This window comes from Mesorhizobium album, assembly GCF_033977205.1.
Taxonomy (GTDB): Bacteria; Pseudomonadota; Alphaproteobacteria; order Rhizobiales; family Rhizobiaceae; genus Mesorhizobium; species Mesorhizobium album.
In genome coordinates this window covers 116868-141897 of record NZ_JAVIIW010000002.1, presented here as the reverse complement: position 1 = coordinate 141897, position 25030 = coordinate 116868, and the positions used below count along the sequence as shown (strand labels likewise).

General features: G+C 61.3%; 17 protein-coding genes. 3 read left to right on the top strand and 14 right to left on the bottom strand.

The window, feature by feature from the left end:
* Window positions 1-75: 75 nt before the first annotated feature.
* On the bottom strand, window positions 76-1521 hold the full coding sequence (locus RFN28_RS02405) for an adenylate/guanylate cyclase domain-containing protein (protein WP_320285771.1): 1446 nt from the start codon (window positions 1519-1521) through the stop codon (window positions 76-78).
* A 364-nt stretch (window positions 1522-1885) separates the two neighbouring features.
* Here RFN28_RS02405 and RFN28_RS02400 point away from each other — a divergent pair, with 364 nt between their 5' ends.
* Window positions 1886-4789, top strand: a complete 2904-nt coding sequence (locus RFN28_RS02400) for a trifunctional glycosyltransferase/class I SAM-dependent methyltransferase/polysaccharide deacetylase (protein ID WP_320285770.1) — start codon at window positions 1886-1888, stop codon at window positions 4787-4789.
* A gap of 152 nt (window positions 4790-4941) precedes the next feature.
* Here the strand turns inward: RFN28_RS02400 and RFN28_RS02395 are convergent, their stop codons facing one another.
* Together RFN28_RS02395 and RFN28_RS02390 are read right to left on the bottom strand one after the other, a co-directional pair.
* The gene (locus RFN28_RS02395) at window positions 4942-5622 is read right to left on the bottom strand and encodes a redoxin family protein (protein WP_320285918.1); all 681 of its coding nucleotides are present in this window, start codon (window positions 5620-5622) and stop codon (window positions 4942-4944) included.
* A gap of 19 nt (window positions 5623-5641) precedes the next feature.
* A complete protein-coding gene (locus tag RFN28_RS02390; protein WP_320285769.1) occupies window positions 5642-8941 on the bottom strand; it encodes an adenylate/guanylate cyclase domain-containing protein in 3300 nt (1099 codons plus the stop codon).
* A gap of 243 nt (window positions 8942-9184) precedes the next feature.
* On the opposite strand from RFN28_RS02390, the gene RFN28_RS02385 reads away from it, so the two are divergent.
* Window positions 9185-9310: a hypothetical protein gene (locus tag RFN28_RS02385; RefSeq protein WP_320285768.1), complete on the top strand. Its 126-nt coding sequence runs from the start codon at window positions 9185-9187 to the stop codon at window positions 9308-9310.
* Between the two features lie 78 nt (window positions 9311-9388).
* On the opposite strand, the gene RFN28_RS02380 is transcribed toward RFN28_RS02385, so the two are convergent.
* The 3 genes from RFN28_RS02380 to RFN28_RS02370 form a co-directional block, all read right to left on the bottom strand.
* A complete protein-coding gene (locus RFN28_RS02380; protein WP_320285767.1) occupies window positions 9389-10774 on the bottom strand; it encodes a hypothetical protein in 1386 nt (461 codons plus the stop codon).
* Between the two features lie 157 nt (window positions 10775-10931).
* Window positions 10932-11456 carry a GNAT family N-acetyltransferase gene (locus RFN28_RS02375; protein ID WP_320285766.1) on the bottom strand — a complete coding sequence of 175 codons (525 nt, stop codon included), beginning with the start codon at window positions 11454-11456 and terminating at the stop codon, window positions 10932-10934.
* Between the two features lie 74 nt (window positions 11457-11530).
* Complete coding sequence (locus RFN28_RS02370) at window positions 11531-12355, bottom strand: hypothetical protein (RefSeq protein ID WP_320285765.1); 825 nt, start codon at window positions 12353-12355, stop codon at window positions 11531-11533.
* A gap of 203 nt (window positions 12356-12558) precedes the next feature.
* Here RFN28_RS02370 and RFN28_RS02365 point away from each other — a divergent pair, with 203 nt between their 5' ends.
* Window positions 12559-13974, top strand: coding sequence for an adenylate/guanylate cyclase domain-containing protein (locus tag RFN28_RS02365; RefSeq protein ID WP_320285764.1), 1416 nt, complete (start codon window positions 12559-12561; stop codon window positions 13972-13974).
* A 22-nt stretch (window positions 13975-13996) separates the two neighbouring features.
* On the opposite strand, the gene RFN28_RS02360 is transcribed toward RFN28_RS02365, so the two are convergent.
* The 8 genes from RFN28_RS02360 to RFN28_RS02325 all read right to left on the bottom strand — a co-directional run bounded on the left by RFN28_RS02360 (window position 13997) and on the right by RFN28_RS02325 (window position 24993).
* Window positions 13997-14476 carry a class I SAM-dependent methyltransferase gene (locus RFN28_RS02360; protein WP_320285763.1) on the bottom strand — a complete coding sequence of 160 codons (480 nt, stop codon included), beginning with the start codon at window positions 14474-14476 and terminating at the stop codon, window positions 13997-13999.
* A gap of 181 nt (window positions 14477-14657) precedes the next feature.
* Window positions 14658-15839, bottom strand: a complete 1182-nt coding sequence (locus RFN28_RS02355; RefSeq protein ID WP_320285762.1) for an ABC transporter permease — start codon at window positions 15837-15839, stop codon at window positions 14658-14660.
* Window positions 15836-16834, bottom strand: a complete 999-nt coding sequence (locus RFN28_RS02350) for an ABC transporter permease (RefSeq protein ID WP_320285761.1) — start codon at window positions 16832-16834, stop codon at window positions 15836-15838. Before RFN28_RS02350 ends, RFN28_RS02355 begins: the two co-directional genes overlap by 4 nt.
* Window positions 16835-16836: 2 nt before the next feature.
* Window positions 16837-18735 carry an ABC transporter substrate-binding protein gene (locus RFN28_RS02345; protein WP_320285760.1) on the bottom strand — a complete coding sequence of 633 codons (1899 nt, stop codon included), beginning with the start codon at window positions 18733-18735 and terminating at the stop codon, window positions 16837-16839.
* Window positions 18732-20627 carry an ABC transporter ATP-binding protein gene (locus RFN28_RS02340; RefSeq protein ID WP_320285759.1) on the bottom strand — a complete coding sequence of 632 codons (1896 nt, stop codon included), beginning with the start codon at window positions 20625-20627 and terminating at the stop codon, window positions 18732-18734. The genes RFN28_RS02345 and RFN28_RS02340 overlap by 4 nt, the downstream gene beginning before the upstream one ends.
* 168 nt (window positions 20628-20795) lie before the next feature.
* The gene (locus RFN28_RS02335) at window positions 20796-22133 is read right to left on the bottom strand and encodes an adenylate/guanylate cyclase domain-containing protein (RefSeq protein WP_320285758.1); all 1338 of its coding nucleotides are present in this window, start codon (window positions 22131-22133) and stop codon (window positions 20796-20798) included.
* Window positions 22134-22383: 250 nt separating this feature from the next.
* Window positions 22384-23727, bottom strand: coding sequence for a nucleotide sugar dehydrogenase (locus RFN28_RS02330; protein WP_320285757.1), 1344 nt, complete (start codon window positions 23725-23727; stop codon window positions 22384-22386).
* 105 nt (window positions 23728-23832) lie between these two features.
* Window positions 23833-24993, bottom strand: coding sequence for a DUF3095 domain-containing protein (locus RFN28_RS02325; RefSeq protein WP_320285917.1), 1161 nt, complete (start codon window positions 24991-24993; stop codon window positions 23833-23835).
* Window positions 24994-25030: the final 37 nt, after the last annotated feature.

Below are 25030 nucleotides of genomic sequence, written 5' to 3'. Positions count from 1 at the left end.
AAACCGCGCTCACCAGACGGGCGCCATAAGCTCCGGTTCCAGGCAGTACGAAAGGGGGTTGGCACGCAATCGTGTCTATCCCCGCATAATGCGATAGACAGTTGCGTCACCCTCCACACCTCGAAGAGGCGCGTCAAAGGCCACGACACTATGGCCGGCAAGCATTTCGCTAACCCCGGGCGCGGAATGGAGCGCCTCGGAAATGCAGATCTGTCCGGCTTCCGCCAAGGACTGCACGCGCGCGGCGACATTCACGGTCTGGCCGAAATAGTCGAGGTTGTCGTTGAGCGTCACGGCGATCGACGGTCCACAGTGGGCACCGATCTTGAGGATGATCCCCGGCCCGTCATGGTCGCCGTTGAAGCGATCGATTTCTTCAAAGATGTGGAGCGCAGCCGCAATCGCATCCGACGGCTGCGAGAACACAGCCATCACCGCATCCCCAATCGTCTTGACCACCGCTCCGGAATGTTGCCGAACCGCCGCGTTGACCAGAGCGAAATGCTCGCGGACCAGTGCATAGGCGTTGAGGTCACCCAGGCGCTCATACATGGCGGTCGAACCCTTGAGGTCCGTGAACAGGAAGGTGATCTGCCGGATGCCGAGCCCCTCCTTCTCGTCGACACGTTCGGACCGGAAGAGCTGGCGAAAGGTCTGCCGCGCAAGCAGCGCTCCACCGGAAACATAAGGGTCGAAATCGAGCGCCGGCTTGGTGGTCAGCGCGACAAGCTCGGGCGGCCAGTTGATGGCAAGCAACGAACCTCGCGCCGCCCCCCTATTCGCTACCTCAATGACAATCGGACCAGGTGGCACAGCGGGCAACGCCGGCAAGAAGCGTTTGCCGTCATAATCGATCTTCAGAAGTGTCGGCGCCAACACCGGATCGCCCGATATTGGCACAGCGAATGCGGCCTGCGTCTGAACGTTGACGCCCGCAAGGGCGCCCGGTCCCAGGTCGGCGCGGAGCACTGTGGTGGTGCCGGGCGGCAGAAACGTCATGCCCCGAACAAAGCCGCGCAGAACGTCAAGGAAGCGAACCTCTTGCCCCGGCAGCCGCCCGTCATGTTCGAAGTGGAGCTTCCAGTGAAAATCCTCGACAGGCAGCGTCTCGGGATCGTGGTACGGCAGGCGCCTCAGCTTCGGCGATATCGAGAAGGTGACCTCGATGAAGTCGTCGAGGTCGGTGTCGCCCGAAACGTCGCACAGGCCACAGACGTAGTGGGTCTTCAGCGTGCGCAGGGCGCCGAAACTATCGAGCACCATGCCGGACTGGGGACAGAGCACATCCCAGCTCATGTCGAATAGCCCACAGCGGGCGGCGTGAAGGAAGAGGTCGATTGCTTCAGTCTCGGCGATTGCGCGGTCGCGAGCAAAGGTCAGCGGATTGACGCGATAGAGTGAGTGGTCGTCGGCGCTCCTGATCAGCGTCTCGAATTTCGAGATGACGCGCGGGCTCCAGGCTCGCGCCTGCTCCACCTTGGTCATCTTGCTTTCGAGAAGACGATCGTTGACTACCGTCACGCCGGATCCTCAAACCTGCCTCGCCACAGCCTACTAGAAAACCGGCGCGCTGCGAATGGATTGAGTCCTTTGCCGTACGATGGTCTTGACAGAGCGGTGCTGCCATCCGATGCCGTCATCCGTTTTGACATTCCGAAGCTCGATGATCCAGGACAATGCTCCGGTAAGCGTTGTGGTACCGATGGCCAATGCCAAGCAAACCATCGGCGGATCGGGTTCGACGGCCTATGCCAGGCGCAGGAGACTGTTTGGACTTAGCGTCCCTGAAAACCGTTTCCTTTGGCAGGAAGTCGCCGGCTATGTTTTGGGACTCTTGTTCTACCTTCGAAGCAGGCGCGGGTAAGACGCTGTGGCGCATAATCCCTTGGTTTCAATCGTGGTTCCTGCGCACAATGCCGAGGCAACGCTGGCGCGCGCACTCGATTGCCTCGTCGATCAGGAAATAGCGGATTGGGAGGCGATCATCGTCGACGACGCCTCCACGGACCGCACCCCCGCGATCATCGCTGGTTATGTGGAGCACGATGCCCGATTTCGCACGTTGAGCTCTTGCGCGTCTAGCGCCGCCGGCGCGCGCAATAGCGGCATTTCGATAGCGCGCGGCCAATGGCTCATGTTTCTGGATGCGGACGATTGGGTGGATGCCAGCTTTCTTGCGAAAATGCTGGCCGCACTGAAAGCCGCTCCCGATGCCGTGGCCGCCTATTGCGGTTCTCGGCGAATAATGCCCGATGGCGAACTCACCCCGTCGAGCATCGCAACGGAGGTTGCGATCCAGCCCTTCGAAACATTCGCCCGCCGGTGTGCCATCTGCACTCACGCGCTGCTGGTCGACCGGGAGACAATTGTCGAGTTGGGCGGTTTCGACGTCTCGCTGCACACTTTCGAGGACTGGGATCTGTGGCAGCGCCTCGCACGTCTAGGCAAACGTTGGGTGATGGTCGATGAGCCGCTCGCTTTCCATCGGGTCAGCCCCAACTCGCTCTCCCGCAATTCGACGCAGATGCTGGTAGATGCGGAAATCGTGATCGCCCGCGGCTTTTCTCCTGATCCGAGGGTCAAACACCCAGCATCGGCTCACGCCAATGGAGCGATCGAGGCGAACGGCCGCACCGCTGCCGAAGCGCTCGGGTGGTTCGCGTTGTGGAGCGCCGCGTCGGATTGCGGCCGCGGTTTGCGCTCAATCAACCCGCAGTTCCTGCGCGCGCTCCCGGCAGGACGTAAATGGATGCGTGAAATCGCCAGGGTGGCCTTAGATGGCCTTATGCTAGGAAGCCTATCGGTGCCAGCCCAATTGGCTGCCAGGTGGGACAGGTTCGGCGGCCCCCTCACCGAGTTGGTCATCGAACTCGGCAAGATCTGGGGCGATCCCGTAGCGGGACGCCGCGTCCAATACCACCTTGAGCAAATGCTTCTCGACTTCGACGACCTCGCCGCGCCGCGCAAACTGCGGCAGACACTCGGAATTCGCGTCGACGCTCGAAATCCGACCTCGATCGAACTTCCGGAAGGAGTCGATCAAATTTATGCCTATCTGATGATGGATGGCCGGATCGCGGCTCGCGTCCAGTTCGGCGTGCTCGGGAAAGTGACAAGGCGTCATTGGATTGAATTGATCCTGAATCTCGTGCCCCCCGAGCGGCTTGCACCGCAAAAGGGCGCCGGTGCCGACACGTCAAACATGTTTGCAGCCGAGGCATCGTTGTCCATATCCGATCGGGACAGCCACGTCGGCAAACTCGCACGATTGGCCGCTGAGGCGCAGGAGCTGGTTCGGTCGAGCGCCGAACCTGCAGAGCCTCTTGCAGCGCCGCGCCGTAAACCGGCCGCGGATGGGCACGATAATGATCGCACGTCGTTCTGGAATCGCCATTTCGCGACCGAGGACCCCTGGCACTACGGTTCGCCCTATGAGCAGGAAAAATATGAGCGGCAGCTCGAAATTCTGCCTGCCGGCCCCATCGGACGGGCGCTTGAGCTGGCCTGCGCGGAGGGCCACTTCACGCGGCAACTGGCGCCGCGAGTGGGCCATTTGACCGCAACCGACATCTCCGCCGTGGCCATCGAGCGGGCGCATGACAGATGCAGCGATCAGCCGAATGTTGACTTCGGCGTACTGGATTTCTCTGCGGACACGCTTCCGGGTGAGATGGATCTGATCGTCTGTTCGGAAGTGCTCTACTACCTGGACGATCTCGCGGAGTTGCGGCGCATCGCCAAAAAATTTGTTGAGGCGTTGGCGCCTGGCGGCAGCTTCATCAGCGCACACGCATTCGTGCTCCGTGACAATATTGAAAGGACGGGCTTCGACTGGAACACATTCGGTGCACAAGCGATCTCAGAGACGCTGGCAGCGACCGATGGCCTCGTCCTCGAGCAATCGATCCAGACCGAGCTCTATCGCATTGACCGCTTCCGCCGCCTGTCACCAGGCGACGTGGCGACGGAACCGGTGATCGATCACGTGCCAATACGCGCGCCTGTCGAAATTGGGGTCGCGCGAAAAATCGTCTGGGGCGGGGCGCGGGCTTTGCGCCGCGACGTCGCGCGTAGCGAGCGGCGGCAGCGCATCCCTGTCCTCATGTATCACAGCGTCGCCGACGATGGTCCGGCCGCGCTCGCCCGTTTTCGGTGCACGCCTGCCGCATTCGGCAGCCAGATGACATGGCTGCGCGCCAATGGCTTTCACGCGATTACGTCCGAGCAGCTGGAACGGTTCATTTCCAACCCTCAACCCTTCGTTGGCCGCCCGGTGCTCATCACCTTCGATGACGGCTTCGAGAACTTTGCCGACCACGCCTGGCCGATCTTGCGCGCCAACGACCTGACCGCGGAAGTGTTCCTGGTGACGGACTTGGTGGGTCAAAGTGCGCAGTGGGACGCCGCCAGCGGTCCGCCAACGCAGCTTATGGACGCCGGGACGGTGCGACGCCTCGCCAGCGAAGGTGCATTCTTCGGAAGCCATCTGGCGACGCATCGCGCAATCGATGGTCTGTCGACCTCTGACTTGGCCGCCGAACTCTTGCGCTCTCGCATGTTCATCGAACGGTGGACCGGTCGGCCAATCGCGTCGTTCGCAGCGCCCTTCTCTGTCACCGACCGACGGCTTGGCCGGCTGGCCAGGGAGTGCGGCTATCGGATCGGCTTCGGCGGCAGATACGGGCCGGCGCACCTCGAGTCCGATCCCATCGACCTTCCGCGCATCGAGATTCGTGGGGATCGCTCGCTCGATGACTTTGTTGCCATCGTCGAGGCCGTGCTCGAATGAACGGTGAACTTGTCAGTCGGGTGCGTGTTGGCACGAGCGTGCGGGTCATTGCCAGAACCGTACATTCTGGCTTGCCGAGGCCAATGCCTAGCTTTGTGACAAATTGGTTCCGCTTTTCGTTCAGAGTCCCGCCCGTCACCTCGTTCGCAAGTCTATTGGGCGACTTGGGACACGGCCGACATCAGCTCCTGCGGGTTTGGCGCCGCAAACATGTATCGCCCACCCTCTGGAACCTCCGTGAAGCTCCAGCGGACAACCCCCTGCCGGTCGAGCAGGAACTGACCGATCAGTTGTCCGTGTCCGGTTGCCATCATCTGCTCGTCGGCTTCGGTCACTTCGTAATGGTCCCTCTTGTCGAGGAATTCGCTGGCCGCAAAAGGATCCATTGGACCGGGCAACTCGCCTGGTAAGTCGACCCGCATATCCTTAGCCGCTGCCATCGAGACCTTGTACGGCCAGTTCGTCTCGTTTTCGGTGAATTCGAGATTGGGCAGTCCAAAAGCACGATGCGAAGCGCGTTCGGGGTCGGAGGCCGCAAGCAGATTCGGCATCGGGTGGTAGCGGAAATAGAGACGCGCCCGTTCGATCGGCGTGTTGACCACCGTCAGGCTCCCCACACCCTTTTCGCGCAGCTCCGGATCAAGCCGCGCCTGGGCGGCGATATGGCGCCGGCAAAACGCGCAATGCAAGCCTCGAAACAGGCCGACCAGCACCGGTTTTTGTCCGCGAAAGTCGTCAAGCGCGATCTTGCCTTCCTGGGTGATGGCGTCGAGCACCACGTTCGGCGCACGGTCGCCCGGTTGAAGCGGTACCAAGTCACTAGGCGCGGACATTTCCAACCTCCAACCCCGGCTAGTCGAGAAAAGGCAGCACAACAAGTCCTTCCGGGTCGAGCCCGTGCTGGGCGCATATGCCCTGCGCCAGGGAAAAGTAGCGTTCGGCCTCGGCCAGATTGTCGAGGTCGAGATTAAGCGTTGCAAGGCCATCATAGCACGGAAACAGCAGTTGGGGTTCGCCCGTTTCGCGGGCTACGTCCAGTGCTTCGTTGAACAAGCCAGCCGCCAGCTCCGGACGGCCGTTGCACTGATGGATCTGCCCAAGCACGATCAACGGCACCGGCAGGTGCTCGCGCTGGTCGAGCGCGCGGTCGATCTCGATGGCCTTCTCGGCAGCAGGCACGCCCTCCGTTGGACAGCGATCCGTGAACGTACAACAGGCGACCGCCAGATTGGCGAGGAGGCGTGCCTGGAAACCCAAATCACCAATATGGCGCGCCACTTCAAGGCCGCGCCGACAGACCTCCATCGCCTTTGTCGGATCGATGGTCGTGTAAAGCACGCCGAGATTGGTGTAGCCGCGGCAGGCCGTGCCCAGTAGACCGGCGGCTTCGGACAATTCAATGCTGCGCTCAACTTGGCTAACGGCTTCACGGTTTCGTCCTAGGCGAGCCAGCGCAACAGCCTTGGTATTGAGTGCCTCGGCGGTCACAAGAGTGGCATCACGCCCTACCTCGGAGACGTGCTCCGTTGTCAGATTGCGTACGCAATCCAGCGCCGCGTCTGCCCATTTTGCCGCGAGAGCGTTATCTCCGCTACGGAACGCCTGTCGGCCACGTTCTTGCCAGAGATGCGCCTGCTCGATCGGGGCATCCGCTCCATCGAGGAGCGCTGCCGCTTCAGCATAGCGGGATTCTGCGTTGTTCCGCTTGCCGACGTCCCAGAGCAGCCGACCGATCTTACGCAAAACTCGCACCGAAGCGACACGATCGGCCGACTCGCGGTATGCCTGCAACACCGTCTCGTAGTGCTGGTGCGCGATCTCGCGGCGGCCTAACGGGCCGCTCAAATCGGCAATGCGCTCTGCAATTGCCAGTTTGAGCGGTGTTTGCCCCGTCGCGCCCAACGCAGTCAGTGCTCGCTCGTAGAAACGGAGGGCGTCGTCGTTGGCATATATCATGCGAGCGCGATCGCCCGCCGCCAGCAGGTAATGCGCGCCCTTCTCCCGCTCGGCGCTCTGTGCGAAATGATGACCGAGCACGGTCAAATCCTCGAGCCGTTCCGGCTTGTCGCCGCACAGTTGCTCCAAGGCAGCACCGACCCGCCCGTGGATGTCGGTCCGGCGTTGCAGGAGCAGATTCTGGTAGATCACGTCCTGCAGCAACGTTTGCGTAAAGCGGTAGCTTTGCGACGAGACCGAGCCTGATCCGGCAACCTCCTCGATGATTTCCGCATCGCAAAGCAGTTCGCAGCCGGCTTCTACTCGGCCGGGGTCGGCTGTCACGGTTTTCAGAAGTGTGGCATCGAAGCGCGGGCCGATTACCGCGGCTTCCTGGGCCAAGCGGCGCACCTCCTGGGGCAACCGGTCGACGCGGGCAAGCAACATTGCCTGGATCGTGGCGGGAATGCCGGTTGCAACTTCGCCTGCCACAGTCCGCCATTGCTGGCCCTCGCGCATAAGTACACCGCGATCGATAAGGCCGCGAACGATCTCTTCCACAAAAAGAGGGTTGCCGCCCGCGCGCTCGAGGATCTGGTCGGGAAGCCCGCCTGCGGAGTTTACCCAGCTCTCGCCGAAAAGCGCCGCCAGCAGGCTGCGTCCGTCATCACGCTTGAGCGGCGAAAGCCTGAGCGCTGTGTGACTGACCCGACTCGAGTCGAGTTGGTCGTTGTGCGGCGCCGGACGATGCGTGACCAGCAACATCAACCGCGTGCGTTCCAACCTGTCCATCACGAAACGCAGTGCCTCGAGCGACACGGCGTCGGCCCAGTGCAGGTCCTCGACAACAATCAACAGCGGCGACAACGCAAGCCGCCGTTCGACGAGTGTGCGAACCGCGTAGAGAATTTGCCGCCGCAGCTGCTCGGGCTCGACATACTGCAAGGTGGCGTCGGGGTCGCCAAGGCCGAGCACATGGTAGAGCAAAGGCATCAGCCGCTTCGCCTCCTCGCCCTGCAGACCGAGATCGGTAAGCAAGCCTGCGAGCTTGCCCCGCATTTCGTCCCCACTGTCGTTTTGCATCATCCCGGCAGCGCTGCGCACCACTGCGCCCAAAGCGCCAAATGATTGTTCGCCAAGCGGTGAGCACGTGGCCTGCCGCACGGCGACGTTGCGAAAACGATCCTCGTCGCCGACGCGGGCGACGAACTCTTTCACCAGCCGCGATTTCCCGATACCGGCCTCTCCGACGAGGCGGACAAGTTGGGCCGAGCCGCCGCACGCCTGATCAAGGCTCGCCAGCATTCTATTGAGCTCCGCACCACGACCTATTATCGGCGCACTGAGGCCGAGCGCCTCGAGCCCACGCGCTGCACGCGGCGCCGCAAGCGGTCCATCCAGTCGATGGACGAGCACACTGCCAGCCTTGCCGCGAAGCACGACATCACCCAGCGACTCATAAGAGAAGGCATGCCGGGTCAGCCTGTGAGTGAGCTCGCCAACCAGGACCTCACCCGGTGCGGCCAGCGATTGCAGGCGTTGCGCCGTATTCACGGTATCGCCGGTCACCGAATAGGATTTGGCGGTGCCGATGCCCAATCCCCCGGTAACGACCGGACCAGTGTTTATGCCGATGTGAAGTAACAGAGGCGAGCCGGAGTGGAAGGTGCTTTCGCCGAGCCGGGTAGTCCGGGCCATCATGTCGAGAGCGGCGCGAAGCGCACGTTCCGGATCGTCCTCATGCGCGACCGGCGCACCGAACAAGGCAAGCAGTGCATCGCCGATGAATTTGTCGACGAAACCCCCGAAGTTTCGCACGGCCGCCGTCAATTCCTTGAACAGTTCGTTCTGCAGCGTTTGCATGACCTCGGGGTCGAGCTGCTCGCTGAGTGTCGTGAAGCCGCAAAGGTCGGCGAACAGGACCGTTACGGTCCTGCGATCCGCGTCAGAGACGGGATGCAGCCCATCTTCGCTTTCGATGTTCGCAAGCAGCGACGGAGTTCGAGAAGGCGGCACAATGGTCCGGCTTGGTGTCGGAGCAGGCCGTTCGACGGCTTTTGCGGGCGCACCGACGCTGGCCCCACATTTCGGACAGAACTCGAAATCAGGCGCGCAGGGGTAGCCGCAATTGGCGCATGGCACGGGCTGGCGCTTGCCACACCTCGGACAGAAGGCGTAACCGCTCTCAACCTGGAAACCGCAGCCCGAGCAGTCCATAGAACCAGACCTCTCTTGCGGCCGTGACAGCGTAATCTCGCTACGCGCTTCACGGCCAGGGTATTCACAAGGATGAACCGATAGGCGTCGACCGGCAAGCGGCAGCGCAAATGTGCATCGAGCGATCGGTGCGGGTCCGGTGGGCAGAGCGCTGCCGATTCGGGCGGCTGCGTGGCCGTCGTTTGCGAAAGTTCCCTCTTACCCTCCGTCTTCCTGCTATCGTGGAGATGAGGAGACGGACCCATGAGCGAGAATCGTAAGCTAGCCGCAATCCTGGCTGCAGATGTGGTCAAAGTCTTGCCCTACAAGAACCCAGCGGATTTCGAACGCGTGGTGGGTGGGCTCCGCAAAGCCGGCGTTGTGCAATGACAGGTGAGTCAGATCAGGGCGGGCTTGAACTGCAGCCGATCGCGATCGACCCTCCGCGAATAAGGCCTGAAGTGAGGCTCAGGTCGCCTTGATCTCTGCCCGGCCGATCTTCCGCCATCGGGCGTCTTCGCGAACCAGTTTCAGGTCGTCGGTCGTCTCGGCAAATGTCCGCAAACGATATTGGCGGAGCAGTTCCGGGAAGAGCGCTCCTTCCGGCAGGCCGGCAAGCTGCTCGCGGACCGAGATCTTTTCATCGATGACCCGCATGCCCCAGGCATTTTCCCGAACCTGCAGCTCCGCAGCCAGATCGCGCTCTTCCGGCGCGTTTTCGTCCAGCACAGCCAGCAGGATCGAGTGGAAAAGCGCTACATAGCCAATCTGTCTCAGGCCACCCACAACACGCACGCGCGGCAATATGGCGAGGACGAGGAACATCAGGAACAAGTTCGGCAGCAGCACGCCGTCCAGCAGCGCCTGCTTGAGATGCGGACGCTCGAACGGGATGGAAAGACCATGTGGCCTGTCAGGCTCGATCAGGTGCCCGTCCTCGAGGACGAGCTTGCGCACGCGCTCCTCGCGAATGCCCCAAAAATAGGCCGTGGAATTGGGCAGGAACCTGCCAAATGGGCCCGATGCGGCCTCCTGCAAGGCACGTTCGAGACGCTGGCGCCTTGCGGGCTCAATGAGCAGCCTGGAGAGAAGGCTGCCGTCATGTTCTAGATGCCGCGCCATGGCAGCCGCGGCAAGCCGATCATCGATGAAGACCGGAACGGCCTTGCCGGAACGATCCCAGTTGGCGACGAGATCCTCGTTGAGGGCTGTCAGCGCATCGGCGGCGGTTCCAAACACTTTGTCCTGACTGGCAAGCAGTGTGCCCAGCCAACGGCTGGCATCCGTATCATCGCCCGCCGCTTCGAGCGCGCGCTTGTTGAGGGAGACGGGACCGGCCACGCAGGCGCTTTTGCGGCACAGTTTGTGGCGCCCCATGCCAAACAGGTTGACCTTGTCGTCGCCGACATCGAGCCATCCCGGCCCCTCCCGGCCAATTGTCTCCATGGTCATCGTCGTTCCCATGAAGTTGACGAAGGCCGACAGCCCGTTTTCGACCGCGCCGAGCCAGGCAAGCAGGAGGGCATCGAAGGTGATCCGGTCCATCAGAAGCAGGCAGTGCAGGCCGGATTGAATCACCGGTCTGTGCTCGAACTCTTCGAGGGCCTTGCCGATCTCCTCAGGCTGCATAATCACACCGAGGCGCTGACGCAGGACGTCGCGCAGGATCGAGCGGGCAGCGATTGCCGGACCCGATGCAGGCCTTGCCACCGGCCGCCACAGATGGCGGGCGTAGTCGGAAACCGGTGCATTCCAGTTCTGCTCGATGTCGCGCACGACTTCCGGGCAGAGCAGCGACAGCACAGCCAGAATTTCCACTGGAGGAGTAGGAGTTGGCTCAAAGACGGCGGTCATTGGTTCCCGTCAAGCCGCTTGCGGTGCAAACACCAAGGGAGACCAGACTTGCTGGACGCGCTCGGCCCAGGCAACTCGATCAAATGGTGTGAGACGAAATTGACCGTATCCTACGGAGTCCTCCATCAGCAATCACCTATTCGCCAAACAGCAGATCTTAGAACCGCAGCCGGGCCATACTCAGGAGGTCGTGGTACTGCCCGTCGGTAAAACCTGCCTTCACATGCCGACCTTCGACCTCGAAGCCGTGGCTTGTGTAAAGATGGATGGCCGGTTCGTTGTCGGCATAGACGCTCAATTCGACCCGCTTCAGGGCCCGCCAGTTGTCGGCCACGTCAAGCAGCGCGCCCAGTATGGCGGAACCGACGCCCTTGCCGACAAAGGCATCGTCAAGGCCGATATTGATCTCGCCGACATGCGAACGGCGCGGCGAGCCATGCACGACCAAGCTGCCGTGGCCGACGACCTTGCCGTCCACCTCCGCAACGATCCAGGTGGTTTCCTGGCCGGACTTGGCGATGCGCCGCTCCACCTGCTCCACCCTCTCGAAGGGCATCCTGAACGTGCCCCGGCGGAAGCCCGGCATGTTGAAGATAGCGCAAAGCGCCTCCGCATCGCTTGGCCGGACGGGTCGGAGCTGTGGCTGGATCTTCTCGGACGATGGCGAGGTCGTGCTGGTCATGGCGTTCCCGGCGAAGGCAATCGGCCCGGCACGATGCACCGGACGTTACCTGAAAATCCAGCCGTCTCTGCAACCTATGATGCCGATTGCGAGCTAAAATATCGGGAGGCGGCATAGAGTTTGAAGACGCCGCTGATGCAGATCCAGCCGAAAAGGGCGAGCCAGCACAACGTCCCGGTCGCCGTCCAGTCGATCCGATGCACCGCAGCGTCGGTGATGACGAGGCCAAGGATGGCAAGCAGGCCAACCAGAAACTGCGCCAGGCCGAGCACCAGCAGCTCCTCGCGCGGCGCGCTTCTCCAGACGAGAGATATGCCGCCCGCGCCGGCGAGGAAGATGGCGCTGTAGACCTGGGCGTGGAAGGCGTCGACCGGCCATGGCCAGATGCTGCTGAACGTCAGAGGAAACAGCAACAGGCCGACGCCGTAGAGCCCGAGGATCGCCGATTCCACCGGCATGTAGCTGCGCCATGCTGGGTTTAAGGTGACGCCTTTTGCAGAAGGACGATCCCTGGCCTGCCACAGGAACAGCCCGGATACCGCGACCGAGGCAAGATAGACCAAAAACCAGAGCCAGGGCGCTTTGCGCTGAAAGTTGAAATAGCCGAGATTGATGAACGAAGCCGCCGACACGACGACGGTGAAGATGAAGGCCATGACGAGCACGAGCCTGCCGGGCGACCAGCGGTTCCAGAACAGCAGCGCCGCCATCACGACCATTTCGGCGGTGTAGAAGCCGCCGAGGAAGCGGGCATTGAACGGCGTGACGGCCCAAGGCCAGCGCGGCTTGACCAGCACAGGCGCGAAAAACAGGCCCGCGCCCACGATCAGGACGATGATGACCATCGCGGAGAAAAGGCGCAGGGCCGCGGGAAATGGTGGGTTGTTGGATGTCGGCATGGGAGAAAGCCCCAAAGACGAATGCCCATGGACCATCATAGTGCCGCTTGCGGCCGGAGAAAATCTGCCGAATGGAAATTGAACTGTCACCAGGCTTATCTATTCGAATGGCCGTGCGGTCCGTTTCGAAGTAAAATGCAGCGCTCGGACCAAGAGCGGTCCGGTCAACACGCGGCGGGGGGCGCGTTTCTGGGGCCTGCACGATGAACGAAGCTCAGGATCTGTTCTCGCTTCTGCGGCAATCGACCGATGTCGATCTATTGGCAATCGACGCGATCAAGCGAACCATCGCGGAGGGCGATGACCGTGAGCTTTGCCGCATCAATGCGCCGGCCTTCGCCAGCAAGCATGGCCTCGATGAGGAACGCGCCATAGGCGCCTTTCTCCATGCGGCGCGGGTGGGCATCTTCGACATTTCCTGGAATGTTCTGTGCCCCGGCTGTGGCGGCGTGCTCGACACCAACGCCACGCTGAAAACGGTGCAGAAGGACGAATACACTTGCACGCTGTGCGCCGAGGGTTATTCACCGACCCTCGACGAGATGGTCGAGGTGACATTCACCGTCAGTCCCCGGATACGCAGGATTGCCGCCCACAATCCGCACGAGCTGCCGTTGATGGAGTATTTCCGGCAGATCTACTGGGCGTCCGGCGTCGATCTGCCGAATGAAGACTTCGCGAAAAGGATGGAAGAGATCTCGCTGGAGGACATCGAGCTTGCGCCCGGTGAAAAGGCGGTTCTGCCAGTACAGCTTCCGTCCGAATTCATCATCGTCTTCGAGCCGGTCACCCATTCAGTGCAGTTCATCGACGTGAAGGGCGAACCGACAAAGGAGCGCCGAAGCCTGTCCTTGGTCTTCGACCGCGACCATGTCCAGAGCCAGACGCTGGAGATGCAACCAGGCCCATTGCGCATTTCGCTGGAAAACAGGACAGACACCCGCGTGCTGCCGACGGTCTTCATCGCCGGCCAGGGTTTGCATGATTTGCTGGGCAAACGCCGGCCCTTCCTGACCGCCAAACGCCTGCTCACCAACCAGACGTTCCGCGATCTCTATCGCGCGGATACGCTCGACATCAACCAGCGCCTGAAGATCACCAGCCTGACATTCCTTTTCACCGATCTGCGCGGCTCGACCGCGCTTTACGAGCGGGTGGGCGACCTTTCGGCCTTCGATCTCGTGCGCGCGCATTTCCAGGTTCTGCACGAGATCGTCGCGGCGGAGGCAGGCGCGGTGGTGAAGACGATCGGCGATGCGGTGATGGCGACCTTCGCGACACCTGATCGGGCGATTGCCGCGGCCCTCAGGATTCGCGAAGCCATGCATGCGCTCAACGAAAGGAGCGGGCGCGAGGACCTGCTGCTCAAGATCGGAGTCCATACCGGCCCCTGCATCGCCGTGTCCATGAACGAGCGGCAGGACTATTTCGGCCAGACGGTCAATATCGCGTCGCGGGTCCAGAACCTTGCCAACGCACAGGCGATCTTCGCCACTCGTGCGGTGGTCGATGACAATCTCACCGCCGATCTGTTGCACAGGAAAGCGCTGACGCCCGTGCCCCACGAGGTCTCGCTGCGCGGCATTGAGCGAGAGATAGCCGTCTATACGATCCCCTGAAGACTTGGGTCGTCTCGGCCCCTCACACGCGCCTGCAGATAAAATAACGATCGGTGGGCACCGAAGGCGGCAGCGGGAGGCGTTGCAACTGCGGGTGATCGAGCGGCGTGCCGCTGACCGCGATGCCGCCGACGCGAAGCAGGCGCGCGGTCAGATCGGGAAGCCAGGTAGCGGTCACCGCGTCGCGATCTTCATAGCCGGTGCCGATGTCGGCATGAACAAGAGCGGCGTCGATGCCAATGAACCTGCTCGCCGTCTCGCGAATTTCGCCGAGCACGAGGTTTTCAGCTTCGGGAATTGAGCTGGAGTGTGCGGCCAGTGCGCGGTCGAACGCCACGATCCGTCGGCCGGGCAGGCGTTCGCGCAGATGGTGGAACGTCCGGCCATTGCCGAGGCCGAGCTCGAGGATGGGGCCCTCAATCTTCGCCACCTCCGCGCAGACTTGATCGAGAATGTCGCGCTGTGCGGTCAGCCTGCGGATGAAACTCTCGAGGCGACTCATGTGCGTTTGTGTGTCCTGAACAGCTCAAGAGGCCGGCAATGCCCGCGACCAGGGTGAAACCCAAGAGCGACGTGTTAGGGCCGATCCAGCCTCGCCGCATATAAAGGCGAACGGTGAACACTGCAACAACCGAACAGGCCCGGGTGGAGTCTGCGGCCAGGCGCGCGGCGGAATAGCGATGTCACTTGTAGGGGTCTGCGGCATCCCGCAAGCCGTCGCCGAGGAAGTTGAACGCCAGGATGACCAGAATGACGGGGAGGATCGGCAAAAGCAGCCATGGATAAAACGCGATCACGCTGACACTGCGCGCCTCGGTGAGCAGGATGCCCCAGCTGGTTATCGGCGCCCGCAGGCCGAGCCCGAGGAAGCTCAGCGCTGTCTCGCCCAGAATCATGCCGGGTATGGAGATCGTCGCCGTCGCGATCAGATGCGACATGAAGCCCGGAATGAGGTGCCGCCGGATAATGCGGCCGCTGCTGGCGCCCATCAACTGAGCGGCCAGAACGTAATCCTCCTCGCGCAAGGCTAGAAGCTTTGAGCGCACGGCCCGCGCCAATCCGGTCCAGTGGAGCAGCCCGAGGATGACGGTGATGCCGAAATAGATCAGGATCGGACTCCAGGTTATCGGCATGATCGCCGCCAGGGCCAGCCATAGCGGAATGCTGGGGATCGATTGCAGAACTTCGATTATCCGTTGAACGATCAGGTCGAAGATACCGCCGTGATAGCCGGCCAGCCCCCCGATGACGATGCCGAGCAGGAAGCTGAAACCGACGCCGACGAGGCCGATCGTTAGTGAGATGCGTGCGCCATAGATGATGCGCGAGAGCACATCACGCCCCAGCCTGTCAGTGCCGGCGAGAAAGAGCTGGCCGTTTTCGGCGGGGCAGACAAGATGCCTGTCACCTTCAATCAGGCCCCAGAACCGGTAACTGTCGCCCTTGCAAAAGAAACGGATCCGCTGAACATCATCCTGCTTGTCGATGTAGTTCCGTTTGAGCGTGTCCATGTCCAGCGTCATCTGCCGGCCATAGACGAACGGCCCGACGAACTGGCCGTTGTGGAACAGGTGCACCCGCTGCGGCGGCGAATAGATGTAGTCCATGTTGCGCGCATGCAGATTGTAGGGCGCCAGGAACTCGCAGATCAGTATCCCGAGATAAAGCGCTGTCAGGAATATGCCGGATATAAGGGCAAGCCGGTGCCGTCGGAATTTCCACCACATCAGCCGCAACTGCGACGCCTGAAAGACCTTCGACTGCTCCGGCGTCATCGCCTCGACCGACTGCAGGTCAAAGGGCGCGATGGATACGTAGTGTTGCAGTGGGGCACCTGGAGCGGGCAGCGGCGATTGCGTGTTCATTTGGTGCTGCCGCCCTGCAAGCGAATTCGTGGATCAAGCAGCGCCAGCGCCAGGTCGGAAATCAGGACGCCGATGACAGTCAGGAAGGCGAGGAACATCAGGAACGACCCTGCCAGATACATGTCCTGGCTTTGCAGCGCCCTGATCAGCATCGGCCCGGTCGTTTCCAAAGACAGGACGATCGCCGTGATTTCGGCGCCGGAGATGATGGCCGGCAGGATAGAGCCGATGTCTGAAATGAAGAAATTGAGCGCCATGCGCAGCGGATATTTGACCAGCGCCTTGAACGGATGAAGGCCTTTGGCGCGCGCGGTCACGACATATTGCTTGTGTAGCTCATCAAGCAGATTGGCGCGCAGTCGCCGGATCATGCTTGCCGTGCCTCCGGTGCCGATGATCAAGACCGGGATCCAGAGATGGGCGAGGATCGACTTCGCCTTGGCCCAGCTCATCGGCTCGCCGAGATATTGCTGGTCCATGAGATGGCCGATGGACGTGCCGAACCAGATGTTGGCGAAATACATCAGGATCAGTGCCAGCATGAAGTTCGGAATGGCAAGGCCGAGAAGGCCGAAGAAAGTCAGGCCGTAGTCGCCCCAGCTGTATTGATGCGTGGCGGAGTACATGCCGATCGGAAAGGCGATGAGCCAGGTGACGACGATCGTGACGAAGGAAACCAGCACGGTCAGCCACATTCGGTCTCCGATGACATCGCGAACCGGCAGCTCATATTCGAAGGAATAGCCGAAATCGCCATGCAGCATCCCGCCGACCCAGTAGAAGTAGCGAATGACCGGCGGCTTGTCGAAACCATATTCCGATCGCATCATCTGGATGCGATCGGAATCCACCGCTTCGCCCTGAGCCCGAAGCTCGGCAACATAGCTGTCGAAATAGTCGCCTGGGGGAAGTTCGATGATCGTGAACACCAGCGCCGATATGATCAGCAGCGTTGGAACCATCACGGCGATGCGCCAGACAATATATCGAAGCACGCTCAGGACTCTCCAAACCAGAATGTGTCCGGCATATAGACACCGAAATAGGCGGTCGGGTCGTAGCCGTAGAGCGCCTTGTCAGGCAGATTGCGTAGCCGCGAAGACGTCAGAACCGGCTGATGCGTTCCGTTCACCGTGCCGATCGAAAACACCTGATCGGTGTAGATCGACAGCATTGAATTCCAGATTTCAGCGCGCTCCGTGGCTCCGGTCGAAGCGTTCCAGCGCTTGAGCAAAGCCATCAGCTCGACCACAGGCGGAAGATCGGGCGCCTCACCGAGCGTGCCATGAGACAAGTAGTGAGCGCCCCAGAGCGGCCATTGCAGTTGGTCGTCGATGGTGGGGGCCAACTGGTACGGATTCATATCGGCGGTCGCCACGCCATTGTCGATGCCCGACCACATCGACATCATGATCTGGCCGCCAAGCGCGCGGCTGCGGAAGACGTCGCGCTGCGAAGTCCTGATGAACAAAGCGATGCCGATCTGGCGCCAGTGATCGGTGATGAGTTCGAGCGCGTCGGTTTCCAGTGTGCTTTCGCCGGCCGTTTCCACGATGATCTGCGCCGGTCGTCCATCGGGAAGTATCCGCAGGCCGTCATCGTCACGCGTCTGAAGCCCGACCTCGTCGAGCAGGGCATTGGCCTGGTCAGGATCATGGGCGACCCAGGCCTTCGCGAATTCCGGCCGGTAGAGCGGGCTCTCCGGCAGGACCGTATCGGCGCTTTCCTGCGCCAGTCCGTAGAACACGGCCAGATTGATCTCGCGCCTGTCGACGGCGAGCGAAAGTGCGCGGCGCACCCGCACGTCACGAAGAAGGCCACGCCACACCTGGTCGGCACAATTCAGATTGGGCAGCAGCGCCAGCCGCGACCCCTGTGTGCGTTTCCACAGATGCATCTTCACCGGGTAGCGCTTCTCCGCGTCCTTCAGAAACGCGTAATCGGCGAAGTCAATTCCCATGCCTTGGAGGTCGCTTTCGCCCGCACCGGTCTTGGCGGAAATGATCGCCGACGAGCTGACATTCATGACAACCCGGTCAATGTAAGGCAGTTGCCGGCCATTCTGGTCTATTCGATGAAAGAACGGGTTCCGCTCGAAGACGAACTGCTCGGCCGGCGGCTTGGTGCGGTTCCGCCAGGGATCGAGCGTCGGCAGATCCGGGTTCTCCGGACGATACTGCCGCGACATGCGGATATGCAGGAGCGTCCATTTCTGGGCCCGGTTCTCCTTCATCAGGCCGGCGAGCCGGAATGGATCCTGATATTTCTTGTGGAACTGCTTGAGATAGGCGGCCGGCAGAACAAGCGGTAGCGGCGAAGCAGCAGCGAGCTTGGGCAGGAAGTCGGGATTGGGCGCATCCCAGCTATAGCGGACCGTCAGCGGATCGACGATCTCGAAGCGTGGCGGCTTGCCGTCCGCCAGCAGGGCCGGGGCAAGCCCGCCTTGCGAAAGCTCGTCGTTCAGCCAGACATCTTCCCAGCAATAGCGAAAATCCTCCGGCGTCAGCAGGCTACCGTCGGACCATTTATGTCCTTCCCGTATCTTGAAAGTGAAGACGCGATCGTCTGCTACGTCGAAACTTTCGAGAATGTCGGGTTGCAGATTAAGCTTTTCGTCATAGCCGACCAGGCGAGCATACCCGTAGATCGTCATCATCCGGATATCTTTCTGGCTGCCGATGATCGTGCGCAGCGTGCCGCCATATTGGCCGGGCTGCCGGCCCATCGCAGCGAGATTCAACACGCGCGGGCTCTTGGGCAGGCGTTCGGCGAGTGCCGGCAGCGCCTTGGCCTTCAGCTGCGGCTGAAGAAATTCCGGCTCCAGATCGCCGGCGCGCAACGTGCCCGGCAGAAATGCCGAAGCCATGAGCCCAAGCACGGTGCGCCGGCTGATCAATGGCGCAACTCACTGACATCGGCCGAACGTCGGGCCAGCACGAGGTGGCCGCCGCCCAAATCGAGCGGCGACAGCATATCCTCGTGGCCCTCGTCGCGGAATTGCGGTTCCCATGCGCTGGTGTCGGAAGCGCCGCCGAGCTTCAGCGTCTTGAAATCCATCGGCCTGTCGAGATCGGGAAAAGGTACTGCGGCGACCAGTGAGCGCGTGTAGGGGTGGACCGGTTTCCTGAGCAGAATTTCGCGCGGCGCAAGCTCGACGATACGCCCGCCGCACATCACCGCGATGCGGTCCGCCATGTAGTCCACCACCGCCAGGTTGTGCGATATGAACAGGTAGGTAAGGCCCAGTTCCTTCTGCAGGTCCTTCAGAAGGTTCAGGATCTGCGCCTGGACAGAGACATCGAGCGCCGAAACCGGCTCGTCGCAGATCAGCAGTTCAGGCCCCAGCGCCAATGCGCGCGCTATGCCGATACGCTGACGCTGCCCGCCGGAGAAACTGTGCGGATAACGCTTGATAAAGCGCGGATCGAGCCCGATTGCCTGCATCAGGCTCTTGACCGTGGCGAGTCGGGACGCGGCATTGCCACGTTGATGGATCTCCAGCGGCTCGCTCAGGATGTTCTCCACCGTCATGCGAGGTGAAAGCGATGAAACCGGATCCTGGAAGACCATCTGGATTTTCGCGCGCAGCATGCGCAGGGCGTCTCCCTCGCCTCGCAAGACGTCGATCGCTCCATCGCGGCCGTTGAACATCACAGAGCCGCCGCTAGGGGTGACAGCCCGCATCAGGATCTTGCTGACGGTGGTTTTGCCGGAGCCGCTTTCGCCGACCAGACCCAGGCACTCACCCCGCCTGATATCGAAGCTCACGCCGTCCACGGCGCGAACAGTGGTTTGATGATCCCCGCCGAACCATCCGGACTTGCGGATGGTGAAGGTCTTTTTCAGATCCCTGACCGACAGCAGGATGTCGTCCGGCCGCCTCGATGCCGGCGCCGTCTGCTTGCCGAGCAGGTTCCCAACGTTCACCGGCACCTCGCGAAGCGCCTTCAGCCTTTCGCCAGGCTTCAGGTCGAAATGCGGAACGGCTGCCATCAGGCCCTTCAGGTAAGGATGGCCTGGCCGGCGGAATATCGCCTCGACAGGTCCCGCTTCCATGATCTCGCCATGGTAGATGACCACCACCTCGTCGGCGACATTGGCGACCACGCCGAGGTCGTGGGTGATCAGCAGCATCGCCATGTTCAGCTTGGTCTGAAGCCCGCGCAGCAATTGCAGGATCTGCGCCTGGATGGTGACGTCCAACGCCGTCGTCGGCTCGTCGGCGATCAACAGGGCGGGCCGGCAGATTAGCGCCATGGCGATCATGGCGCGCTGACGCAATCCTCCCGAAAGTTCGAAGGGATACATATCATAGGCGCGCTTGGGATTCGGAAAGCCGACAAGGCTGAGCATTTCCTCGGTCCGCGCCTTGCGCTCAGCCCGAGCCATGGGCGTATGAATCTGCAGGGATTCGCTGACCTGGTTGCCGATCGTGTGCAGCGGCGATAGCGATGTCATCGGCTCCTGAAAGATCTTGCCGATGCGGCTGCCTCTCAACGCCCGGATTTCGGGTCCGTCACGCGGCATCTGCAGGATATCCTGCGTCGTGCCGGGCTTTTCAGGATCGGAAAACAGGATCCGGCCGCGAACATGAGCTGTGTTCGGCAAGATGCCCATCACTGCCTGGCTGAGAACCGATTTTCCGGAACCTGACTCGCCCACAAGCGCGGTAACCTTGCCGGGCAGCACGCGAAGATTTGCACGCCTGACGGCATGCAACGGTCCCCCGACAATGGCAAAAGAGATGCCTACGTCTTCGATCCGCAGCAGATCAACACCCGAATTCATTCTCACACCAGCCCCACTCTGGCGGCCTGCCGGGCGGCGGCAGGCCCAGTAAGCGAGACTAGCGCATTGCCAGCCTAGAGCAACTTGGATTCGAAACGATCGCCCGCCCCCCTCGCGGAACCGGTGACTGGACTGCATACCAAAGGCATTTGGATCAGATCGTGGCGGTTACTGGAGCTTCGTCGAGCCGCCCGCCGAGAGCCGCGCGGCATCGCGGTGAAGCAGCATGACCTGCTCGGCGTCCGATCTTCGGTCGTAAATCGGCTCCAGTGTACCGTCTTCATCTGCTGCGAGAGCACCCGACAGATCGGGTGAAAGCACCGTCAGCTTCTGCTTGATGCCCGCCAGTTCCTCGCTGCCGAGCGTCAGCCAGCTGTTGGCGCCGCAGTAGCTGGCGAAGTGTTCGCTGGCGAGAACGCTGTGCGGATATTTCTTGGTCAGGGTCTGGAGGCGTTGAACCTCGTTTACAGCCGAGCCGAAGACAGAGAATGTGAGCCGGTCGGTAAGCCCGACATTGCCGAACATCACATTGCCGACATGCAGGCCGATACCAAATTTTATGTCGGACAACCCCTTTTCCTTTCGGCGCAGATTGAGATCGATCATGCGCGCCGTGGCCTTGTGAGCGGCCGCAAGAGCAGCCTGGCAGGCGATCTCGGACTGCGAGCGGTGCCTTTCGCAAGGGTAAACGGCAATGAAGCCATCCCCTATGAAACTCATGATCTGCCCGCCTGTGCGATTGAAAGGCGCAGCAACGGCGTCGAAAAACTGGTTCAGCGTATCAATGTAGATTTCGCGGCCCGAGGTTTCAGCAAGCCTTGACGACCCACGCATATCGGCCATGACGAGTGCGGCCCGGATTGTATCGCCCTCGCCGCGCTTGATCTGACCGTCAAGCACGCGCCTGCCAGCGTCACCGCCTAGATAAGTGGTCATCATGTTGTCGGCGAGCTTGGTGAGCACCGCCATCTTGGTTGCGATAGCGAGATGGCTCTGGATGCGCAGCAGCGCCGAAATCATGCTGTCGCTGAAACCTGCAGCACTGTCAGTGGACCAGGACCCCATCATGCCCTGACTGGTGTTGCCGCTGAAGGTTTGGATGAAAGCCATGTAATCGGTGACGCCCATAAGCCTGAGTTCATCGAAAACAGGAAACTCCGACTGCACCGACGGGTCGAGCCGGCGTCGCAGATGCTCGAGCTGATTGCTGAGCAGATGGTAGTATGGGCTGGCCAGGAATCTGTCAGACGGCACGCCGGGCCTATTGCGGAAGCTTTCTATTTCCATGCCCTGGCCGCGAAGCCAGGTGAAGCCAAGCGCGTCATAAAGCGGATGAAGCATCGAAAAGCTCAAATGCACCCGCTTCAGCGGCAGGCCAGCAGCGGCCAGCCGATCGCAAAAGCCTTTTACCAATGTTTCCAAGTCGTTGCCCGCCAGCGCCGACTGATTCAGCCAATCGGCAACCTTGTCCATGAGAATGGGGGAAATTTCTTGCGCTGTGCTCATGCTATCTCGAAACCCGTCGAAGACGAGCCATTCTCCTTTGATCCGCCCACAACGCAGCCCGGCAACGACCGAGAGATGAGACCCTCGAAGTCAGTGAAGCCGGCTTCGGCGGCAAAAGCCGGCGAAGAATTTCTCGAATGACTGTCCTTACCGCAGCAGGCGTAACTGCAAGGCATTATGTGTCGACGCTGCCGGCAGAGTGCAACCACGATCCTGACATCGGGCAAAAAATTCGCCGGCTCAGACGCCGTCAGGCCTTCACTACCGTCTCTCGGGCTAGCCCGAGGCGGCCAAAAACATTGCGCGTGTCGACGATCAGAAGAGCGTGATCGGCGATCGCCTGATAGTCGATCGTGTCGTGGTCGGTTGCAACGACGACAGCATCGAAATCCTTCAAGGCCGCCTCGCTCAATTCGACCGAGCGACGCCCCTTGATCGCCATATGCTCCCGTGTGGTCGGAATTTCTCTAACGTGCGGATCGTGGAATTCCGCCTTGCCGCCCCACTCCTCGATGAGTTCAATGAGCCGCAATGAAGGGCTTTCGCGGATGTCGGGCACATTCTTCTTATAGGCGAGCCCAATGATGAGAATGCGCGAGCGGCTGAGCGCTTTGCCGCAGCGCCGGTCCAGCGCCTTCGCCAGTTCATCGACCACATGACGCGGCATAGCCGTGTTGATCTCTGCCGCCAGCTCGATGAAGCGGGTCGGCAGTTCGTATTCGCGTGCCTTCCACGTCAGGTAGAACGGATCGATCGGAACGCAGTGCCCGCCAAGTCCAGGGCCAGGGTAGAAAGGCATGTAGCCGAAGGGCTTGCTTTTTGCCGCCTCGATCACCTCCCAGATGTCGATGCCCATCGCACCGAGTACGACCTTCAACTCATTGACCAGGGCTATGTTGACCGAGCGGAAGATGTTTTCCGTCAGCTTGACCGCTTCGGCGGTCGCCGTGGTGGAAACCGGAACGACGGTCTTGACCACGCTTTGGTAGAAAGTCTGCACGAGCGTCGCCGCTTCAACGCCGTCGCCTGCCACGACTTTGGGGATCGTCGCGACTTCAAAGCTGCGGTTGCCGGGATCCTCGCGTTCGGGCGAGAAGCCGAGGAAGAAGTCGATCTTCGACTGCAAGCCGGTTTCTTCCAGTATGGGCCTGATCACGTCGTCGGTGGTGCCGGGATAGGTGGTCGATTCCAGAACGATCAGCTGGCCGAGACGCAGACGCTTCGCGATGCTGCCTGCCGTGTTCCTGACAAAGGAGAGGTCCGGCTCACGGTTCTTCGTCAGCGGTGTCGGAACACAGATGATGATGACATCGCAGACGGCCAGTTCGGCAAAATCTGCAGTGGCGCGGAACCGTCCGCTCGCCACCTGACCGGCAAGGGCTGTCGTCGTCACAGCCTCAATGTAGGATTGGCCGTTGTTCAGGCTCTCGACCTTTTGGGCTTCGATGTCGAAGCCGGAAACCGGAAAGCCGGCGCGTGCGATCGCAACTGCCAGCGGCAACCCGACATAGCCCAGTCCGATCACGCCGACTTGCGCCGTACGCGTCGAAATCCGGTCCAGAAGACGGTCATATACTGATCGCGAGGCGTCCAAAATCTGTTTTCCCGTCAATTCGGACAGGCTGTCCGCCGAGGCTCACTTGGTCGCAGGAACCATGGCCGAGGGATATTGCGGAAGATCGATTTCCGCAAGCCGTCATCAAACCGACACCTTCGCCTTCAGGCTTGCGGCAGCCATCGCATAGCCGCCGGCGGCGCCGTCGATGAAATGAACGTGATCGCGCTGCAGCGGCGAGGCGACGAGACACGTCATCAAGGCCGATTGCTGGCGGTGCAGGCCATAGTTGCAAACGCCCGCCTGTTCCGCCTGCTGCAGCCGGTTCTCGATCCGTTGCAACACATCAGCGTCAACGTCGATGGTCATCTTCAAGCCGTCGTCGAACTTCCGGAAATCCGAATTGCTGGCCACGTCGCGTTTGTAGATCTTCGGATCGAACCTACCGATCGTCCAGCCATATCGATCGGTGACAGCCGTAAGCGTCATGAGGAACACTACCCACAGCTTCGCCAGCCACCGCCGTCCCGCCGGCGCGACGGCCCGCGCCTCGATATCTAGACCGGCGGGTAGCAAACTGTAGTCCGGCCCGTCCACCGGCACCGGGTGGCCATCGCGCTCCTGCCTGCCGGCAAGGGCGATGATGTCGGAGACCAGTAACTGAAAACCGTGCAAGTCGCGCGACGCCCCCGGTATGGCTATGATCGAGACGATTTCGCCATGCCGGGTTTCGATAGGGTTCCAGCGGCAGGAGAGGCCGGTCAGATCCGGCCGCGCGCCGGCCGGCGCAGGATCGATCAGGTAGCGCCCGGCTTTCATCTCGGCTTCCGCCCAGCTGCCGCCACCGCCGGCGAACATGGCATAGAAGACCGCTTCGGAGGCTTGGAATCTCGCCACGCGAACGTCGAGGCCTTGCGCTCTTATATCCCTTATCGGCACGATTGCGGCACGCAAGGTCAGGTCCAGTTCGTCCGCCACCCATCTCTGGACCGCGGCAAGCGCGTTGCGGGTGATCTCCAGCGCCGATCCGGGGAACGCCACGAGCGCACCGTCACCGCCGAAGACAAAGGGAAAATCTTGCCGGCCCAGCGCATTGAGCAGCGCCGAAATGACGCTGGCACCGGCCATATTGACGGTTTTATAGCGCCCAGCCTCGATCGCCTTGGTCGAGCCGACGATGTCGGCGGTGGCCAGCGCCCAACCATCGGGGAGAGGCTTATAATTGTCGATATCGGCAACGCTTTCGAACTTTGCGAAGACCGGCAGAGAAGCGACAAACGGGTCGGACGCGGCAGCTGTTTCCATGAGCATCAGATAGCACATTCCACTGCTTGAAGGTGAC

Excerpts from the sequence above, each read along its gene's own strand:
- RFN28_RS02380 (WP_320285767.1), bottom strand. The coding sequence starts at position 10,774 with ATGACCGCCGTCTTTGAGCCAACTCCTACTCCTCCAGTGGAAATTCTG.
- RFN28_RS02370 (WP_320285765.1), bottom strand. The coding sequence starts at position 12,355 with ATGCCGACATCCAACAACCCACCATTTCCCGCGGCCCTGCGCCTTTTC.
- RFN28_RS02385 (WP_320285768.1), top strand. The coding sequence starts at position 9,185 with ATGAGCGAGAATCGTAAGCTAGCCGCAATCCTGGCTGCAGATGTGGTC.
- RFN28_RS02335 (WP_320285758.1), bottom strand. The coding sequence starts at position 22,133 with ATGAGCACAGCGCAAGAAATTTCCCCCATTCTCATGGACAAGGTTGCC.
- RFN28_RS02365 (WP_320285764.1), top strand. The coding sequence starts at position 12,559 with ATGAACGAAGCTCAGGATCTGTTCTCGCTTCTGCGGCAATCGACCGAT.
- RFN28_RS02340 (WP_320285759.1), bottom strand. The coding sequence starts at position 20,627 with ATGAATTCGGGTGTTGATCTGCTGCGGATCGAAGACGTAGGCATCTCT.
- RFN28_RS02325 (WP_320285917.1), bottom strand. The coding sequence starts at position 24,993 with ATGGAAACAGCTGCCGCGTCCGACCCGTTTGTCGCTTCTCTGCCGGTC.
- RFN28_RS02355 (WP_320285762.1), bottom strand. The coding sequence starts at position 15,839 with ATGAACACGCAATCGCCGCTGCCCGCTCCAGGTGCCCCACTGCAACAC.
- RFN28_RS02390 (WP_320285769.1), bottom strand. The coding sequence starts at position 8,941 with ATGGACTGCTCGGGCTGCGGTTTCCAGGTTGAGAGCGGTTACGCCTTC.
- RFN28_RS02375 (WP_320285766.1), bottom strand. The coding sequence starts at position 11,456 with ATGACCAGCACGACCTCGCCATCGTCCGAGAAGATCCAGCCACAGCTC.
- RFN28_RS02395 (WP_320285918.1), bottom strand. The coding sequence starts at position 5,622 with ATGTCCGCGCCTAGTGACTTGGTACCGCTTCAACCGGGCGACCGTGCG.
- RFN28_RS02360 (WP_320285763.1), bottom strand. The coding sequence starts at position 14,476 with ATGAGTCGCCTCGAGAGTTTCATCCGCAGGCTGACCGCACAGCGCGAC.